Here is a 16153-nt window from a genome sequence, read left to right on the forward strand (position 1 = left end):
GTTGCGTGATACTGGAGATACATCACTTCCGGGTTTGGTGTTCTTCACCGTTTCGCCCCTGATTTTTTTTCTTATCTATATGTCCTTCGCCTGTTTCGTCGGACACCTGCGTTATCGCAGTCTCGTCCGCTTGCGCCTTCGTCTCCATGTCTCGGGCGGGTATGGCAAATACCAAGTGCGCCTGTTTTATCGGCGCCTGCAAGCCGATCTTTAGCCCCATGATCCACATCTTTTCGAGTCGCTGCATCGCCTTGATCCGACGATGCGTACTGGTCGCCAGAGGAGGCGAAAGCCCGCCACTTTCGTTGGTTTGTAGGACGTTGCTGTAGCCTTTCGGTCGAGAATCGTCATTTGTTGGGTAATTGCAGCCCGACACATCCCACAATCCAATCGCACTTTCCTACCCCGCGCGGGATAATACGGCCCTGCCTGGGGTCACAAGCTTTTCCCCTCGCTGGGTATTGGCGTGCCAGAAGGATCGAACGCAATGACAGATTGGCTCCAGAGCTATGGAGAAATGGCTGAAAGGGTGCGCCGTCACGATTGGAACGACACCTCCCTCGGACCCTTCGAAAAATGGCCAGATGTGCTCAAGACCACCGTGGCGCTGAGCTTTGCGTCCCATTTTCCCCAAGCAATCGTTTGGGGCCCCGAGCTGGTCATGCTGTACAACGATGCGTTCTTGCCCATCCTCGGTAGCAAACCCGAAGCATTGGGCCGTCCGTTCGATCAGGTTTGGCAGGAAGCCTGGAGCGATATCGGGCCGATCGTGGGCGCCGCCTTCGAGGGACAAGCGACCTATATCGAGAATTTTCCGTTGGTCATCGAACGTGGCGGTGGCCCCGAGAAAGCTTTTTTCACGTTCTGCTACAGCCCCATCCGGGATCAGTTCGGCAAGGTCGTGGGTATGCTGGACACGGTCACCGAGACGACTTCCACGGTGCTCATGACCCAACGCCTGGCGGTGCTCGATGCCATTGGCAGTGCCGTGGCCAATGCAACGGATCCGCAGGCGATCATGGCAACCACCGCGCGCATTCTCGCGGCGCACCTCAACTTGTCCAACTGCGCCTATGCCGATATGGATGAGGACGAGGATGGCTTCACGATTCGTGGCGATTGGGCGAGGGCTGGTTCGCCCAGCATCATCGGGCATTACCGTCTGCTGGATTTCGGCCGGTTGGCGGTCACCAATCTGCGGGCCGGCAAACCATTGGTGATCAACGACAACCTGACGGAGCTGGCGCCTGAGGAAGCGGCTGCGTTCCAGTCGATAGGCATCGCGGCCACCATTTGCGTCCCGCTGATCAAGGATGGTCGCTTGACGGCGCTGATGGCGATCCATGACAAAACACCGAGAACCTGGACGTCGAACGACCTGACGTTGCTGATGGAGGTCACCGAGCGCTGCTGGGCCCACATCGAACGCGCCCGTGCGGACGCTGCGGTGCGTGAAGGCCTGGCGGCACTGGCCGAACTGAACGCGACCCTGGAACAACGGGTCGAGGAGCGCACGACGCGGCTGCAACAGACCGAAGCGGCGCTTCGCCAGTCGCAAAAGCTCGAAGCCATCGGCCAGCTCACCGGTGGCGTGGCCCATGACTTCAACAACCTGCTGACCATCATCCGGTCCTCGGTCGACTTCCTGCGCATGCCCAACCTGTCCGACGAGCGCCGGCAGCGCTACATGGTCGCGGTTTCCGAAACGGTGGAGCGGGCTTCGAAGCTGACCAGCCAGTTACTCGCGTTTGCACGGCGACAGCCGTTGAAGCCGGAAATCATCGACGTGGGCAAGCAAGTCCAAAGCCTGGGGGACATGCTGGAAACGGTCACGGGGGCGCGCATCCACGTCAAGGTCCAATTGTGTGAAAAGCCTTGCTACATCCGCGCGGATCTGAGCCAGTTCGAGACGGCGCTGATCAACATGGCCTTGAATGCCCGGGATGCCATGAACGGCCAGGGAACGTTGTGGTTGAGGCTCGATTGTGGGCACAGCATGCCGCCGATCCGAGGCCATGCCGGGGCAGGGCAGGCCTTCGCCGCCATCGCCCTGGAGGACACCGGGACGGGAATCGACCCGCAAATACTCGAGCATATTTTCGAACCGTTCTTCACCACCAAGGAAGTGGGCAAGGGCACGGGGCTGGGGTTGTCCCAGGTATTTGGTTTCGCCAAGCAGTCGGGAGGCAACGTCGATGTTTCCACCGTCGTCGGTAAGGGCACCGTCTTCACGCTGTATCTCCCGGAAGTCGAACCAGAAGGAGTCCAGGCGCCCAAACGCGAGGAAACCACGCCTATGGTGCTGGAGAAGGGCCGGCGTCGGGTATTGATCGTGGAGGACAACTTGGAAGTGGGGCGTTTCGCCAACCAGATCCTGCAAGACCTGGGATACGAAACGGCCTGGGCGACCAATGCCGAGCAGGCGTTGGAGATGATTGGCCAGGATGCGACGAGGTTCGACGCCGTATTCTCCGATGTCGTCATGCCCGGCATCAGCGGAATCGCCCTGGCGAGGGAATTGCACAAGCGTCGCCCGGAGCTGCCGGTGGTGTTGACGTCTGGTTACAGCGAGGAGCTGGCTCGAAGCGGGCATGAAGGTTTCGAGTTTCTGTCCAAACCTTATTCGGCTGATCAGGTTTCCAGGGTTCTGAGCCGCACCATACTGGGCGCGGAGTGAGTGTTTCCTTTTTGAAACAGTGGGTTCCGTTCGTCGGTCAGGGCGGGTTGCGGACAGGCAGTCTGTTGATGACCCGCTAGTCTCACTGACGTGAAGGTCGATATTTATAGGCAATCGTTGTTGCCGGTGTCGGCTTCGTCAAAAGGGGAAATGCGATGGGAGCACAGTACAGCGAGGAAAATGGCGCCGCGTATCCGGTCAACGAAGGTCTACAGTGTGGTCAGTCGGCCTATCGATCGGATTTCGGCGACGAGCCGATCAAGTCCATCAAGACGAGAGTATCCAAGGTACAGCGAGGGGAAAAAGCCAAATTCCTGCCCCGAATACCCGTCAGGAAATAATCGTCAGCGCAGCCCCGTCATCGAATGGGGCTTTTTTTCGCCCGTTCGTTTCGTAAAAACGGGACGTTTCCTGAAATTTTTCATTTTTTTCCTACAGAGATTTGCTTTCACGTTTCTTTCACAGTCGGTCGCGTAGTCTCAGCTCATCCGTTAGAAAGCAGTACCTGCCCGTTTCCCCAGCGGGCTTTTTTTTGCCTGTCATAAAACTACCCCCTTGCTTGTGGTCCAACCGCCATGGCTGTCGCGGTTTGGCGTACACTCGCGCCCGCGCGCGCCGGCCTTTTCCCCCGATGCGGCATTCTTGAGGTTTTTATCATGCGTTTGACTTTGTCCACCTTGGCGCTTGGGCTTGTGCTCGCTCAGGGCGCGATGGCCGCTGGCGACGGTACTGCTGCGGTTGGCGGTGGTCTGGGCGGTGTGTTGGGTAATGTGGTTGGCCAACAGATGGGCGGCAGCACTGGCGCCGCGATTGGCGCGGGTGTCGGCGGTGCGGCCGGTAGTGCGGTGGGCGCGCGCAAGGGCAGCCGTACGGAAGCAGCCATCGGTGGTGGCCTGGGTTCGGCTGGTGGCTCGATCGTTGGCAACCGCTTGGGCGGATCGACCGGATCCACCATCGGCGCGGGCATTGGTGGGGCGGCAGGCGGTGCGCTGGGCAGCAACCTGTCCAACGATAATGATGGACACTCGGGCGGCAAGAAGCACAAGCACAAGCACAAGAAAAAGCATCGCTGAGCGAATCCACGCATTGAAAATACCGGCCCAGCGCCGGTTTTTTCTTATGGGCATTTACCCGGAACGATTAGCTTTCTATCGCCTCGAATTCATACATTCACGTGTGATTGGAGGTGTGCCATGACGCCGGAAACTGAAGGCAAGGAAGAAAAGGGCCCGTCGGGTGTTCCCTTCATCAACGATCCGGGCGTCAACGATCCGGGTAACGAAGACCCTGGTTCCCTGATGGATGATGCTCAGGTTCCCTTGATCGACGATGAAGATGCCGAGGTTGAGGATGAGTCCTACAAATAAGTCCGTCTTGCTTGCGCTTATTGAAAATACCAGGAGGTTGCCATGACTGCTGATACGCCCGTACCCGACGACGAGACGCCGGAATATCCGCTGCGTTCACCCACCGACCCGCTAAGCCGCGACCAGCGACCCCCTGATGACGACGACACTGGAGTCGAGCAGGTGCCAAGCGATGATCAGGATGTCGAGGCGACGCCGGACGATCCGGACATTGCCGGTGACGACGCTTCGGGCACGCCCAGCTGATCCCCATCCGCCCGTCGATTTCGCGGCACCATCGGCGCGCCAGGGTTGCCTGACATGAAGTAATCATCTGAAAAGGAGATTGACCATGATGAAGTCAAACCTGACGGCTCTGGCATTCGCCGGAGTCCTCTGCGCCAGTTCACTGGCGGCTTTCGCCCAATCGTCGGACAACGCGCCCGTGGACAAGGGAGGCATGCCGCCTTCGACGCAGATGGATGCGGGATCCACCACCGACACCACCGGCAACGCCCTGCCACCCGGCTCCGTGGGTGGAGGCAACGGCGGTGATGCCAGCGGCAGCAGCACCAGCCCGGGGACCGGTAGCGGTTCCACCAGCGGCGGCAGCACGATGGGCGGCGGTTCCGGCTCAAGCAGTGGGACCGGCAGCAGCAGCGGTAGCGGCGGTAGCTCAAGCGGCGGCGGGTCGGGCTCCGGCTCAGGTGGTTCCGGCAGCTGACGCACGTTCCCGTCGATCTTCCAACTGTTCGTGACGGGGGGTTGCAGTTGCCAATCCCCCATCACCGTCCTAATAAAATTTCCCGTTGCCTGTATCGAGCGCGCCTCGTTATTCTGCTGAATCCTTTAAGGCGAATACGTTGCGCCGGGCGCACCTGAGCCATCCCTGAAATGCTGAGTTGATAACGGATCAGATGCGATGAATGCACCGCTGAAAAAGTTTGGCCCGATCAAGGCCGTGATTTTCGACATGGATGGCTTGCTGCTGGACACCGAAGGCATCTATACCGAAGTCACGTCCATCATTGCCGAGCGCTACGGGCGCACCTTCGACTGGAGCGTCAAGCAGAACATCATCGGGCGTGGCGCCACGGACCTGGCCAACTACGTTGTCCAGGCGCTGGAGTTGCCAATCACCCCCCAAGAATTCCTGACCATTCGCGAACCCTTGATGCGCGAGCGTTTTCCTCATGCCATGGGGATGCCTGGCGCTGAGGAGCTGGTGCGGCATTTGAAGGCTCACCACATCCCGATTGCGGTAGGGACGAGTTCGGCTCGCCCATCGTTCGAGCTGAAAACCACCCTGCATCGGGACTGGTTCGCGTTGTTCGACTGCATCGTGACCGCAGATGATCCGGAAGTGGGTGCGGCCAAGCCCGCTCCGGATATCTTCCTCACCGCGGCCCGACGCCTGGGCGTCGATCCTCGCGATTGCCTGGTCTTCGAGGATTCGCCGTTCGGCGTCACGGCGGCGAAAGCGGCGGGCATGACCGCCATCGCTATTCCGGATTCGGCCATGGCCGACGAAAAGTACGCCCACGCCGATGCGATCATCCGATCACTCAAACTGTTCCAGCCAAGCCTGTGCGGTTTGCCGGAACTGGAATGGGCTTGATGCGAAAGGGCTGCTGTGCAGCCCTGCGGGTTGCCTCGGATCAGGCGCCGAAACCGCCGTCGATGGTCAGGCTGGCCCCGGTGATATAGGCAGCTTCCGGGCCCGCGAGGTAGGCAACGAAGCTGGCGATTTCTTCCGACGTGCCGTAACGGCCAACCGCCATGAGGTCTATCAGGCTGGAGGCGAAGTCGCTGTCGGCCGGGTTCATGTCAGTGTCCACCGGGCCGGGCTGCACGTTGTTGACGGTGATGCCCCGTGGGCCTAGGTCACGGGCCAGGCCTTTGGTCAGGCCTACCAGCGCGGATTTACTCATGGCGTACGTGGCGCCTCCAGCGAAGGGCATGCGATCGGCGTTGGTGCTGCCGATGTTGATGACCCGGCCACCTTCGCCCATGTGCCGCGCGGCGGCCTGGGTGGCGACGAATACACTGCGCACGTTGACGGCCAGGGTCTGGTCGAAATCTTCCAGCTTGAACTCATCCAGCGGCGCCATTGCCAGCACGCCGGCATTGTTGACGAGGATATCCAGGCGGCCAAAAGCCTCGACGGTGGCGGCGACGGCGTTGCGCACGGCGTCGGCGTCGGCGCTGTCAGCCTTGATGGCCAGGGCCTTGCCGCCCGCTGCGGTGATGCTGTTCTGCAGTTCTTCGGATTTTGCGCCAGAGCTGACGTAGGTAAAGGCGACTGCCGCGCCTTCCGCAGCCAGGCGCTTGACGATGGCGGCGCCGATGCCACGGGAACCGCCTTGGACCAATGCGACTTTGCCGTTCAGTGCTTGGGTATTCATGATGTTCTCCATAAGGTGCCGGGGCGAGGTGCCGCGGTGATGGGGCGAGTATCAAGACTAGGCTATCGGCTGGGTAGACCTTCGTTGATATAGTCTGTGTAAACCCAAAGTTGATAGTGGGCGCCATGGAGAGTTTCAGCAGTATCGAATGTTTTGTTCGCAGCGCCGAAGTCGGCAGCTTTGCCGAGGCGGCACGACGTTTGGGCGTGACCCCGGCAGCGGTGGGTAAAAGCGTCGCCAAGTTGGAGGCGCGGATGGGGGTGCGCCTGTTCCAGCGCAGCACCCGCAGCTTGAGGCTGACCGAAGCCGGCCAGTTGTTTCTAGGAGAAGTTGGCAGCAGTTTCAACACCATCCAGAATGCCGTCGCCAACCTGGCCAGCGCCGGCGGACAACCGGCGGGAACGCTGAAAGTGAGCATGGGCACGGCGTTCGGGCGGTTGTATGTCGTGCCGTTGTTGGGGAAATTGCTGCGCAGGTACCCGGCGATCAGCCCGGATTGGCATTTCGATAACCGGCAGGTGGACTTGATCGGCCAGGGCTTCGACGCGGCTATCGGCGGCGGTTTTGAGTTGCCTCAAGGCGTCGTTGCTCGAAAATTGGCCGTGGCCCACCGGGTGCTGGTTGCGTCAGGCGATTATTTGCAGAAATATCCAGGGATCATCGAGCCCGGGGATCTGGCGCACCATCGAGGCATTCTTATTCGCTCGCCCCAAACCGGGCGTGTCCGTTCATGGCAATTGACCAGCCGCGACCAACAACATAGCCCGCTCATGCTTAAACCCGGCATGACAATGAGTGATTCAGAGGCCGATTGCGCCGCCGCGGCTCAGGGGTTGGGCATCGGTCTGGTCAGCATGCCAGTAGCTCTTCCCTTCCTCGACAGCGGCGCCGTGCAACGGGTCCTGCCAGACTGGTACGTCGATGATGGCAACATTTCCATCTATTACGCTGAGCATAAACTGTTGCCAGGCAAGACTCGGGCGTTCGTGGACTTCATCATTGAGCAGTTTGGCGAACAGGGGTTGGCTCGGCGGTTTAGCGCGGTCTGATTTGGACGTTGACCGAAGTTGGCTCTAATCGCGAGCAAGTTCGCTCCCACAGGATTTCGCAATAACACAGTTTGTGTGGCCGCTGGAATCCAGTTGGGAGCGCGCCACGGTCTAGAGCCGCACACTCACCGCCCAAACCGCCCCGGCCAGCCGATGATGTTCTTCGGCCGAGGTGTCGCATAGGTGCGCACCTTAGAGGTGGACAACCCCAGCCGCACCAGCGATTCGGCAATCGTCACGGCCGCGGTCACCCCGTCGACCACCGGCACGCCGGTGCGCTGGCGGATCTGCTCATCGAGCCCGGCCATGCCGCCGCAGCCCAGGCAGATCACTTCCGCCTTGTCCTGCCTGACCGCCAGTTCGGCCTGCTGCACGATCGCTTCCACCGCCCGTTGCGGGTCCTCTTCAAGCTCCAATACCGCAAGGCCGCTGGCCCGCACCGAGGCGCAGCGATCGAACAGGCCGGAGAGTTTGAGACGATCTTCGATCAGCGGCACTGTGCGGTCGAGCGTCGTGACGACCGAGTAAGCGTGGCCCAGGAACATGGCGGTGCTGGCGCCAGCGTCGGTGATGTCCACCACCGGCACGTCGAGCAACTCCTGCAAGCCCTCGCGACCATGCTCGCCGTAGCCGGCCTGGATTACCGCATCGAAGGGTTGGTCATAGGACATCACCCGGTCCATGACGGCGATGGCCGCCAGGTAGCTCTCGAAGTTGCCTTCGATGGAATCGGCACCGAAATGCGGCGTGAGTCCAATGATCTCGGTACCCGGCGCGGCGACGGCCTGGGCTTGTCGGGCAATGGCCTGGGTGATGGAATCGGTGGTGTTGACGTTGACCACTAGAATTCGCATGAGCTATTCCTTTTGAACGAAAACAGGAGGCCCGTACCTGACGAGCCATTTCCATGGATTAATGGCTGACGTTATCCACAGCGATGGATTCGCCGCTTACGTCCTCGTAGTGCGGCTCGCGCTTGGCGATGATCAGGTACAACAACCCTGCAATCGAAGCGCCAATCAGCCAGGAAAATGGTGAAATGCTGTCAAAGCCGGGCACCAGCGCCAGGACAATCGCGATCAGTGCCGCTGGAATGAACGCCGCCACCGCCCGCAGGTTGACCCCGTTGCTGTAGAAATACGCACCATTTGGGTCCTCGCTGTACAGTTGCGGCACGTTGATGCGGCCTTTTCGCAGCAGCCAGTAGTCGACCATGATCACGCCATACAGCGGCCCGAGCAGGGCGCCGAGGCCGGACAGGAAATACACGATCACCAGCGGGCTGTTATAGAGATTCCACGGCAGGATCAGCACGGCAATGGCGGCGCTGATCAACCCCGCGCGGCGGAAGGTCAGGTACTTGGGCGCCAGGTTGCTGAGCACGAACGCCGGGGCGACGAAGTTGGCCATGATGTTCACCGCCACGGTGACGATCAAAAAGGCCAGGCAGCCAAGCACCAGGAAGAACGTATTGGGAATCGAGGCGATGACCTGGGTCGGGCTTTCGATGATCTGGCCGTTGATCTGGAACTGCGCACCGCACAACAGGATGGTAATGGCGGCAAACACCAGAATGTTCACCGGCAAGCCCCAGAAGTTTCCTACGACGATGGTTCGGCGGCACGGCGACGAGCGGGCGAAATCGCAGAAATTCAAAATGAGCGTGCCATAGATCGCCAGCCACAGCGCTCCGCCCGCCAATATGTTGCGCCACATCTCGCCTCCGGTCAGGGGCTCGCGGATCGACCAGGCAATGGTTGCGTCGGCCTGCAGATACATCCAACCGGCAAGTGCCGCGACCGTCACCAGAATTACCGGCCCGGCGAAGCCTTCGTAGCGCCGGACCATCTCCATGCCGTAGGCCAGGATCACCAGTTGCACGAACCAGATGGCCACGAAGCACACCCAACCCAGGCTCGACAGCCCGAGGATGGAGTTCTGGTCGTACTCGGCGAAGCCAGGGTGGACCGCGGTCAACAACACGCGAAATACCACTGAAGCCAGGTACGTCTGAATACCAAACCAGGCGATGGCGATAACGGCCCTGATCAGCGCAGGAATCTGCGCGCCGTGGATACCGAAACTGATCCGGCTGATGACGGGAAAAGGTACTCCAGTTTTCTGCCCCATGTAGCCGGACAGGTTCATGAAGCCATACACCAGTGCCGCGCCGATCCCCAGGGACACTAGGATCTGCCAGCCGCCCAGGCCCAGGGCATAAAGGCCGATGGCGAATGAATAGTTGGCGATGTTGTGTACGTCGTTGGTCCACAGGGCAAAGATGCTGTAGCGACCCCAGCGCCGGCCTTCGACCTTGGTTGGTGCTAAATCCTTGTTATGCAATCTGGGGCTCAAGGCGAGAGGAGCTGCTGCTCGTTCTTCGAGCGCAGTGGTTGGGGAGGGCAGATCCAGCGCGATGTTATTAGAAAGACTTGTACGCATTCCGGCAGGCTCCAGAGTCTCGGGCCACGGTGACTGTGCATGAGCGCGAGGCTCGGCAGATCTTCGTCGCGGCGGCGAGCATCATTGGTTACGGGGCATCTGCAGCCTGTACGGGATAGGGCGCTTCAGGCTTGCGGATCGAAAAGTGTGTGTATTTTGTTTTGTATTTGTATACAAAACACTGGTCGTCTTAAGCCAGATATATGCCACTTCAGGATCTAACGAATAGGTCGTTGATTTCGGTTTGTTATGGATTGCAAGTAACCGCCTGAAATGTCGAAGGTAAAATTTGACCGTTCGAACAGGTATTTATTTTCAACGCTAGCGTCAAGCGGGGGGAGGCAGCAGGTAGGGTTTTAGAGTCGGTGTAACTTTTAGGGGCATTCAAGCGGGGCATGCACACAAAAATGGCACCTGAAGTGACATTTTTGTGTACAGAAAATGAGGAAGGGCTAAACAGTCTTGGATTTGGCGATGATATTGCCGGCGTGCAGCCCGCATTCTTTCTGCGTGGCTTCCTCCCACCACCAGCGGCCCTCGCGCTCATGTTGGTTCGGCAGGACGGGGCGGGTGCATGGCTCGCAGCCGATGCTGATAAAACCGCGTTCGTGCAGGCTGTTATAAGGCAGCTCGAGCATGCGGATATAACCCCAGACTTCCTCGCTGGTCATCTGCGACAGCGGGTTGAACTTATACAGCGTGCGCTCGGGCGTAGAGAATGCCGTGTCGATTTCCAGCACCGCCACCTGGCTGCGGGTGCCAGGGCTCTGATCGCGGCGCTGGCCGGTGGCCCAGGCGCGCACGTCGGTCAGTTTACGCCGCAACGGCTCGATCTTGCGGATGCCGCAGCATTCGCCATGGCCGTCCTTATAGAAACTGAACAGGCCTTTTTGCTTAACGAAAGGGTCCAGTTTCGTATGGTCGGGCGAGATCAATTCGATGTCGATCTTGTAGTGGTCGCGGATCTGGTCGATGAAACGATAGGTTTCCGGATGCAGGCGGCCGGTGTCGAGGCTGAACACCTTGACGTTCTTGTTCAGTTTCCAGGCCATGTCCACCAGCACCACGTCTTCGGCGCCGCTGAAGGATATCCACAGGTCATCGCCGAATTCGGCGAAGGCCAGCTTGAGGATGTCTTGGGGGGACTTGTTGGCATAGGTCGTGGCGAGTTCCACGACGTCAAACGATGGGCTCATCAGGGCGGTTTCCTACAGGTCGGTGGCGCTGGGCGCTCTATATGGGGCTGATGGTAACAAAAGCAACGGGGGCTGGCGCGCTCCTGTGCGTTGCGCGGGCTTCGTCGAATGGCTAGAGTCGGCAAGCCTTTTGTTCGCTCAACCGATAAACATCAAAAAATGGGAGTGTCTTGTGGAAATTGCCTGTCTCGACCTGGAAGGTGTGCTGGTCCCGGAGATCTGGATCGCCTTCGCTGAAAAAACCGGGATTGAATCCCTCAGGGCAACCACTCGGGACATTCCCGACTACGACGTGCTGATGAAGCAACGGTTGCGCATCCTTGACGAGCATGGTCTCAAGCTCTCCGATATCCAGGAAGTCATCGCCACCCTCCAGCCGCTAGACGGCGCCATCGAATTCGTCGACTGGCTGCGGGAGCGGTTCCAGGTGGTGATTCTTTCCGACACCTTTTACGAGTTTTCCCAACCGCTGATGCGTCAGCTGGGTTTCCCGACGCTGCTCTGCCATCGTTTGATCACCGACGACGGCGGGCGAGTGACTGGCTATCAGCTGCGTCAGAAAGATCCCAAGCGTCAGTCGGTCCTTGCCTTCAAGAGCCTTTACTATCGGGTGATCGCGGCGGGAGATTCCTACAATGACACCACTATGCTGGGCGAAGCCGACGCTGGGATACTGTTCCATGCGCCTGAAAACGTCATCCGCGAGTTTCCGCAATTCCCGGCGGTGCATACGTTTGCCGAGTTGAAGCAGGAATTCATCAAGGCTTCGAACCGCCCCCTCGGCCTGTAACACTTCTCAGTGTGGGAGCGAGCCTGTTCGCGAAGCGGTTTGTCAGTCAACATCAATGCTGGCTGAACCACCGCCTTCGCGAGCAGGCTCGCTCCCACAGGGTTTACAGGTTCTGCAAGGTTTCCAGCAGGACCTTCACCTTGGTCATCGACTCCTGATATTCCGCCTGCCAATCTGAATCCGCGACAATCCCACCACCGCCCCAGCAACACACCTGTCCATCCTTGACCAACAAACTGCGGATGGCGATCGAGCTGTCCATTTCCCCGCGCACATCCAGATACAGCAGCGAGCCGCAATACAACCCGCGTCGGGTCGGTTCGAGTTCGTCGATGATCTGCATGGCGCGGATTTTCGGCGCGCCGGTGATCGAGCCGCCGGGAAAGCTACCAGCGATCAGGTCCAAGGCGTCCTTGTCATCCGCCAGTTCGCCGGTCACGCTGCTGACCAGGTGATGCACGTTCGGATAACTTTCCAGGCTGAACAGCTCCGGCACTCGCACCGAGCCGATGCGGCACGTGCGGCCCAGGTCATTGCGCAGCAGGTCGACAATCATCAGGTTTTCCGCTCGGTCCTTGGGGCTGGCCAGCAGTTCGGCGGCGTGGGCCGTGTCTTCCTCGGGCGTTGTGCCGCGGGGTCGGGTGCCCTTGATCGGGCGGGTTTCGACGTGGCCTTCGCTGACCTTGACGAAACGCTCCGGCGACAGGCTCAGTACCGCGCCGCCCTCCGGCAGGCTCTGGAAACCGGAAAAAGGCGTCGGGCAGGCCGCCCGCAGCGCCTGGTAAGCGGGCCACGCATCGCCCTGGCACCGGGCGCGAAAGCGCTGGGCAAAGTTGACCTGATAACAATCGCCGGCCTGGATATACGCCTGGATACGTTCGAATGCCTGCTTATAGGCTTCAGCGCTGAGGTCGGGCGCCATCGGGCCCTCAAGACTGAACGCCTTGGCAGGCGCCGCGAGCGGCTGGCTGAACAGTTCAATCAAACGTCGGCGTTCACTTTCGCCGCAATGGGGATGGAAAACCAGTTGGCTGGTAGCGGCCTGGTGATCGGTAATCAATGCCCAGTCGTACAGGCCGAAACGTGCGTCGGGCAGTTGCAGGTCATCGTGTGCATGGGACGGCAGTGCTTCGAGGTGTCGGCCGAAGTCGTAGCTCAAGTAGCCAATCAGGCCGCCAGCGAAGGGCAATTGCACCGTGCCAGGTAGCTCTGCGTGGCCCAGCTGCGTTAGATGCATCCGAAGACGCTGTAGGAAATGGCCACCGCTTTCATCCGGCAGCACCGCCAGTTGTTCCAGCGGCCAGGCACTGAGCAGGTCATAACGCCCTCGCTCGGCGCTCGGCCGGCCGCTGTCGAGCAGCACGCTTCCCGGGGCATGGCGGATCGCCGCGAAATAATCGGCGGGGTTGGCGTGGTAGGGCAGCGGGTGTACGAAGCAGGTTGGCATGGGCGGGGTGGGTCGGCCGTTCAGGCGGGGTGGCGATTGTAATCCCCTGTAGGAATTGCTCCTAGAGGGATGTCGGTATTGAACAGGTCTGAAGCTTCAATGAGACCCGTGGCGAGGGAGCTTGCTCCCGCTGGGCTGCGAAGCGGCCCCCTGGGCAGTTGAGCGCGATCATTCTGATACACCGAGGTGCTGGGCTTTGGGGTTGCTGCGCAACCCAGCGGGAGCAAGCTCCCTCGCCACAGGGTTCAACCTTCAGCTTCGGTTTTCATCCTCAGCTTCACCCCTCTACCGGCGGAATGTGCCCAAACAATTCCTGGGCAAACGCCACGCGCTCTTCCACGGTTTCGATCACGCCTCGGGCCTTGAGCTCTTCCAGGCGTGCTTCCACGGCATGGGTGCGCAGGGTCAGCCCGCAGTCGTTGGCAATCTGGATGTTCAGCCCGGGGCGGGCGTTCAGTTCGAGGATCAACGGCCCTTTTTCCTGGTCCAGCACCATGTCTACGCCGATGTAGCCCAGCCCGCACAGTTCATAGCAACCGGCGGCCAGTTTCATGAAGCCGTCCCAGTAGGGCAACTGCACGCCATCCACCGCGTTGGTGGTGTCGGGGTGCTTGGTGATGATGTTGTTCAGCCAGGTGCCGCGCAGGGTGAGGCCGGTGGCGAGGTCGACGCCGACGCCGATGGCGCCCTGGTGCAGGTTGGCCTTGCCGCCGGACTGACGGGTCGGCAAGCGCAGCATGGCCATCACCGGGTAGCCCATCAACACGATGATGCGGATGTCCGGCACGCCTTCGTAGCTGATGCTCTTGAAGATCTGGTCCGGCGTCACGCGGTACTCGATCAGCGCCCGGTCACGGTGCCCACCCAAGGAATACAGGCCGGTGAGGATGCTCGAGACGTGGTGCTCGATTTCCTCGTGGCTGATGATCTTGCCGGACACGGTGCGGTAGCGGCCTTCGAAGCGATCGGCGATGACGATGATGCCATCGCCGCCGGCGCCCTGGGCCGGCTTGATCACGAAGTCGGTGCGCCCGCCGATGATCTCGTCGAGCTTGTCGATTTCCTTCTCGGTGGAGATCACCCCGTACAGCTCCGGCACATGAATGCCGGCGGCGATAGCCCGTTCCTTGGTGATGATCTTGTCATCGACGATGGGGTACAGGCTGCGCTTGTTGTACTTGAGCACGTAGTCGGCGTTACGCCGGTTGATGCCCATGATGCCCCGGGCTTCCAGGGCTTTCCAGGTCTTCCAGAGGCCGAACATCAGGAGTCAGCCTTGACGAAGGCCTTGAACCGAACCAGCTCGGTCAGGCGATAGCCGCGATAGCGACCCATGGCCAGCATGAAGCCCACCAGGATCAGCAGGATCGCCGGGAAGGTGAACACGAAGTACACCAGCTCAGGAACACTCATGATCAGGTGCGCCAGCGACGCGGCGAACAAGGTGCCGATGGCGACTTTCATCGCGTGGCCGGCGCCGCGTTCTTCCCAAGTGATGGACAGGCGTTCGATGGTCATGGTCAGGATCACCATCGGGAACAGCGCCACTGACAAGCCGCGTTCCAGGCCCAACTTATGGCTGAACAGGCTGATGGCGGCGATCAGCACCACCACGAACGTCAGCACCACGGAGAGCCTCGGCAGCATTTGCAGCTTGAGGTGCTCCAGGTACGAACGCAGCGACAGGCCCAGCGTGGTGATCACCGTGAACAGTATGATGCCGAAACCCAGTTGGGTTTCGCGGAAGGCGAGGGCGATCAGCACCGGGGTGAAGGTCCCCAGGGTTTGCAGGCCGATCAGGTTGCGCAGCACCAGGATCACCAGCACGCCAATCGGGATCATCACCATGATCATGAAGGTTTGCTGGGTCTGCAGCGGCAGGCCGTACAGGGAATATTCGAGGAAGTTGGCGTCGGTGTTCTCATCCGTCAGCTTGGCCAGGCGAATGGCGTTCATTTCGCTGTTGTTCATGCTGAAGGTGACGGTCGCTTTCTTGCCGCCATCGACGGTGATCAGGTTCTCATCGCCGGTCCACCACAGCAAACGGTCGGTGGGCAGGCCTTGCTCGCCGGTATCCGGGTTGAAATACAGCCAATCGGTGCCGTTGAAACTGCGCAGCCACAGCTCGGGTGTCTGCGGTTGGTCAGCCACCAGCCGGATGGTGTGGACCTTTTCCACCGGCACGTGGGCAATGGACAGCACCAATTCAACGATGCGTGCCTTGTTGGCCGACGAAGGATCACCGGCCAGCAACAGCTTGACGTTGTCGTCATTGAGGTTGTTGACCCGCTTGATCGCTTCGCTGATGAAGGTCTCGACGTCGGCCGAATGCTGGCGGATCGGCGCGAGCAGTGCTTCGGCGGCGAGTTTTTCCGGCCCTTCGACGGCAATGCTGTCGCGGAAGGTCGGGCCCTTGACCTTGGTTTTCTCGGCGCTGTAGCGCTTGGTCAGCACCAAGCGGTAATAGAGGGTCTGGTTGCCCTTGGCGCGACGGGCCGACCACGTCACCTTGCGGTTGCCGTCGACCCGGTTCACCGCCACGCCGTAATTATTGGAAATGAAGCTCTCGTTGAGGCTCACATAGTCGCGGCTCAAGGGGGGCACGAACATCTGGATCTTCACCGGATCCTTGGCGTTGGGCACGAACTCGACCTTGGCATCGATATTCCAGAGGTCATCGGTGGCGTCTTCGGTCACCGGGATGCCGAGCACGAAAATCTGATAGGCCGTTACCGACAGGCCCAGCACCACTAGGATGGCGATCAGCATTTTCAAATGGAGGGTAAGGGAGCGCATTGGAA

At 60.1% G+C, this 16153-nt stretch carries 16 protein-coding genes; 8 read left to right on the plus strand and 8 right to left on the minus strand.

Annotation, left to right across the window (positions count from 1 at the left end; all coding sequences use genetic code 11):
* Positions 1-22: 22 nt before the first annotated feature.
* Positions 23-247: a hypothetical protein gene (locus J3P90_RS07815; RefSeq protein WP_434676061.1), complete on the minus strand. Its 225-nt coding sequence runs from the start codon at positions 245-247 to the stop codon at positions 23-25.
* Between the two features lie 240 nt (positions 248-487).
* On the opposite strand from J3P90_RS07815, the gene J3P90_RS07820 reads away from it, so the two are divergent.
* From J3P90_RS07820 to J3P90_RS07845, 6 genes are all read left to right on the plus strand, one after another.
* On the plus strand, positions 488-2677 hold the full coding sequence (locus J3P90_RS07820; RefSeq protein ID WP_434676062.1) for a response regulator: 2190 nt from the start codon (positions 488-490) through the stop codon (positions 2675-2677).
* A 656-nt stretch (positions 2678-3333) separates the two neighbouring features.
* On the plus strand, positions 3334-3750 hold the full coding sequence (locus J3P90_RS07825) for a glycine zipper domain-containing protein (protein ID WP_420767236.1): 417 nt from the start codon (positions 3334-3336) through the stop codon (positions 3748-3750).
* 120 nt (positions 3751-3870) lie between these two features.
* The gene (locus tag J3P90_RS07830; protein WP_434559938.1) at positions 3871-4044 is read left to right on the plus strand and encodes a hypothetical protein; all 174 of its coding nucleotides are present in this window, start codon (positions 3871-3873) and stop codon (positions 4042-4044) included.
* Positions 4045-4086: 42 nt separating this feature from the next.
* Positions 4087-4290 (plus strand): hypothetical protein, encoded by a 204-nt coding sequence (locus tag J3P90_RS07835; protein WP_420767238.1) that lies wholly within the window; start codon positions 4087-4089, stop codon positions 4288-4290.
* Between the two features lie 85 nt (positions 4291-4375).
* On the plus strand, positions 4376-4747 hold the full coding sequence (locus tag J3P90_RS07840; protein ID WP_434559936.1) for a hypothetical protein: 372 nt from the start codon (positions 4376-4378) through the stop codon (positions 4745-4747).
* A 198-nt stretch (positions 4748-4945) separates the two neighbouring features.
* On the plus strand, positions 4946-5641 hold the full coding sequence (locus J3P90_RS07845) for an HAD-IA family hydrolase (RefSeq protein WP_420767240.1): 696 nt from the start codon (positions 4946-4948) through the stop codon (positions 5639-5641).
* A gap of 40 nt (positions 5642-5681) precedes the next feature.
* Here J3P90_RS07845 and J3P90_RS07850 read toward each other — a convergent pair whose 3' ends face one another.
* Positions 5682-6428, minus strand: coding sequence for a 3-oxoacyl-ACP reductase family protein (locus J3P90_RS07850; protein WP_420767241.1), 747 nt, complete (start codon positions 6426-6428; stop codon positions 5682-5684).
* Positions 6429-6553: 125 nt separating this feature from the next.
* On the opposite strand from J3P90_RS07850, the gene J3P90_RS07855 reads away from it, so the two are divergent.
* Complete coding sequence (locus tag J3P90_RS07855; protein ID WP_434676063.1) at positions 6554-7477, plus strand: LysR family transcriptional regulator; 924 nt, start codon at positions 6554-6556, stop codon at positions 7475-7477.
* Positions 7478-7602: 125 nt separating this feature from the next.
* Here J3P90_RS07855 and J3P90_RS07860 read toward each other — a convergent pair whose 3' ends face one another.
* The 3 genes from J3P90_RS07860 to J3P90_RS07870 form a co-directional block, all read right to left on the minus strand.
* Positions 7603-8331 carry an aspartate/glutamate racemase family protein gene (locus J3P90_RS07860; protein WP_420767243.1) on the minus strand — a complete coding sequence of 243 codons (729 nt, stop codon included), beginning with the start codon at positions 8329-8331 and terminating at the stop codon, positions 7603-7605.
* A 58-nt stretch (positions 8332-8389) separates the two neighbouring features.
* On the minus strand, positions 8390-9919 hold the full coding sequence (locus J3P90_RS07865) for an NCS1 family nucleobase:cation symporter-1 (protein ID WP_434676064.1): 1530 nt from the start codon (positions 9917-9919) through the stop codon (positions 8390-8392).
* A 452-nt stretch (positions 9920-10371) separates the two neighbouring features.
* On the minus strand, positions 10372-11115 hold the full coding sequence (locus J3P90_RS07870) for a phosphoadenylyl-sulfate reductase (RefSeq protein WP_434676065.1): 744 nt from the start codon (positions 11113-11115) through the stop codon (positions 10372-10374).
* A gap of 172 nt (positions 11116-11287) precedes the next feature.
* Between J3P90_RS07870 and thrH the strand changes: the two genes are divergently transcribed.
* Positions 11288-11905 carry a bifunctional phosphoserine phosphatase/homoserine phosphotransferase ThrH gene (thrH, locus tag J3P90_RS07875; protein WP_434559930.1) on the plus strand — a complete coding sequence of 206 codons (618 nt, stop codon included), beginning with the start codon at positions 11288-11290 and terminating at the stop codon, positions 11903-11905.
* A gap of 103 nt (positions 11906-12008) precedes the next feature.
* On the opposite strand, the gene pabB is transcribed toward thrH, so the two are convergent.
* The 3 genes from pabB to J3P90_RS07890 all read right to left on the minus strand — a co-directional run bounded on the left by pabB (position 12009) and on the right by J3P90_RS07890 (position 16148).
* Positions 12009-13352: an aminodeoxychorismate synthase component I gene (pabB, locus tag J3P90_RS07880; RefSeq protein WP_434676066.1), complete on the minus strand. Its 1344-nt coding sequence runs from the start codon at positions 13350-13352 to the stop codon at positions 12009-12011.
* Positions 13353-13629: 277 nt separating this feature from the next.
* The gene (locus J3P90_RS07885) at positions 13630-14616 is read right to left on the minus strand and encodes an alpha-L-glutamate ligase-like protein (protein WP_039593716.1); all 987 of its coding nucleotides are present in this window, start codon (positions 14614-14616) and stop codon (positions 13630-13632) included.
* Complete coding sequence (locus J3P90_RS07890) at positions 14616-16148, minus strand: inactive transglutaminase family protein (RefSeq protein WP_420767247.1); 1533 nt, start codon at positions 16146-16148, stop codon at positions 14616-14618. The genes J3P90_RS07885 and J3P90_RS07890 overlap by 1 nt, the downstream gene beginning before the upstream one ends.
* Positions 16149-16153: the final 5 nt, after the last annotated feature.

Source organism: Pseudomonas sp. D3-10 (assembly GCF_051132175.1).
GTDB lineage: Bacteria > Pseudomonadota > Gammaproteobacteria > Pseudomonadales > Pseudomonadaceae > Aquipseudomonas.

Bases quoted from the DNA above. Each gene is read 5' to 3' on its own strand.
- J3P90_RS07825 (WP_420767236.1), top strand. From the start codon at position 3,334: ATGCGTTTGACTTTGTCCACCTTGGCGCTTGGGCTTGTGCTCGCTCAG.
- J3P90_RS07815 (WP_434676061.1), bottom strand. From the start codon at position 247: ATGCAGCGACTCGAAAAGATGTGGATCATGGGGCTAAAGATCGGCTTG.
- J3P90_RS07855 (WP_434676063.1), top strand. From the start codon at position 6,554: ATGGAGAGTTTCAGCAGTATCGAATGTTTTGTTCGCAGCGCCGAAGTC.
- J3P90_RS07890 (WP_420767247.1), bottom strand. From the start codon at position 16,148: ATGCGCTCCCTTACCCTCCATTTGAAAATGCTGATCGCCATCCTAGTG.
- J3P90_RS07860 (WP_420767243.1), bottom strand. From the start codon at position 8,331: ATGCGAATTCTAGTGGTCAACGTCAACACCACCGATTCCATCACCCAG.
- J3P90_RS07845 (WP_420767240.1), top strand. From the start codon at position 4,946: ATGAATGCACCGCTGAAAAAGTTTGGCCCGATCAAGGCCGTGATTTTC.
- J3P90_RS07835 (WP_420767238.1), top strand. From the start codon at position 4,087: ATGACTGCTGATACGCCCGTACCCGACGACGAGACGCCGGAATATCCG.
- J3P90_RS07840 (WP_434559936.1), top strand. From the start codon at position 4,376: ATGATGAAGTCAAACCTGACGGCTCTGGCATTCGCCGGAGTCCTCTGC.
- J3P90_RS07885 (WP_039593716.1), bottom strand. From the start codon at position 14,616: ATGTTCGGCCTCTGGAAGACCTGGAAAGCCCTGGAAGCCCGGGGCATC.
- J3P90_RS07830 (WP_434559938.1), top strand. From the start codon at position 3,871: ATGACGCCGGAAACTGAAGGCAAGGAAGAAAAGGGCCCGTCGGGTGTT.
- pabB (WP_434676066.1), bottom strand. From the start codon at position 13,352: ATGCCAACCTGCTTCGTACACCCGCTGCCCTACCACGCCAACCCCGCC.
- J3P90_RS07865 (WP_434676064.1), bottom strand. From the start codon at position 9,919: ATGCGTACAAGTCTTTCTAATAACATCGCGCTGGATCTGCCCTCCCCA.
- J3P90_RS07820 (WP_434676062.1), top strand. From the start codon at position 488: ATGACAGATTGGCTCCAGAGCTATGGAGAAATGGCTGAAAGGGTGCGC.
- J3P90_RS07870 (WP_434676065.1), bottom strand. From the start codon at position 11,115: ATGAGCCCATCGTTTGACGTCGTGGAACTCGCCACGACCTATGCCAAC.
- J3P90_RS07850 (WP_420767241.1), bottom strand. From the start codon at position 6,428: ATGAATACCCAAGCACTGAACGGCAAAGTCGCATTGGTCCAAGGCGGT.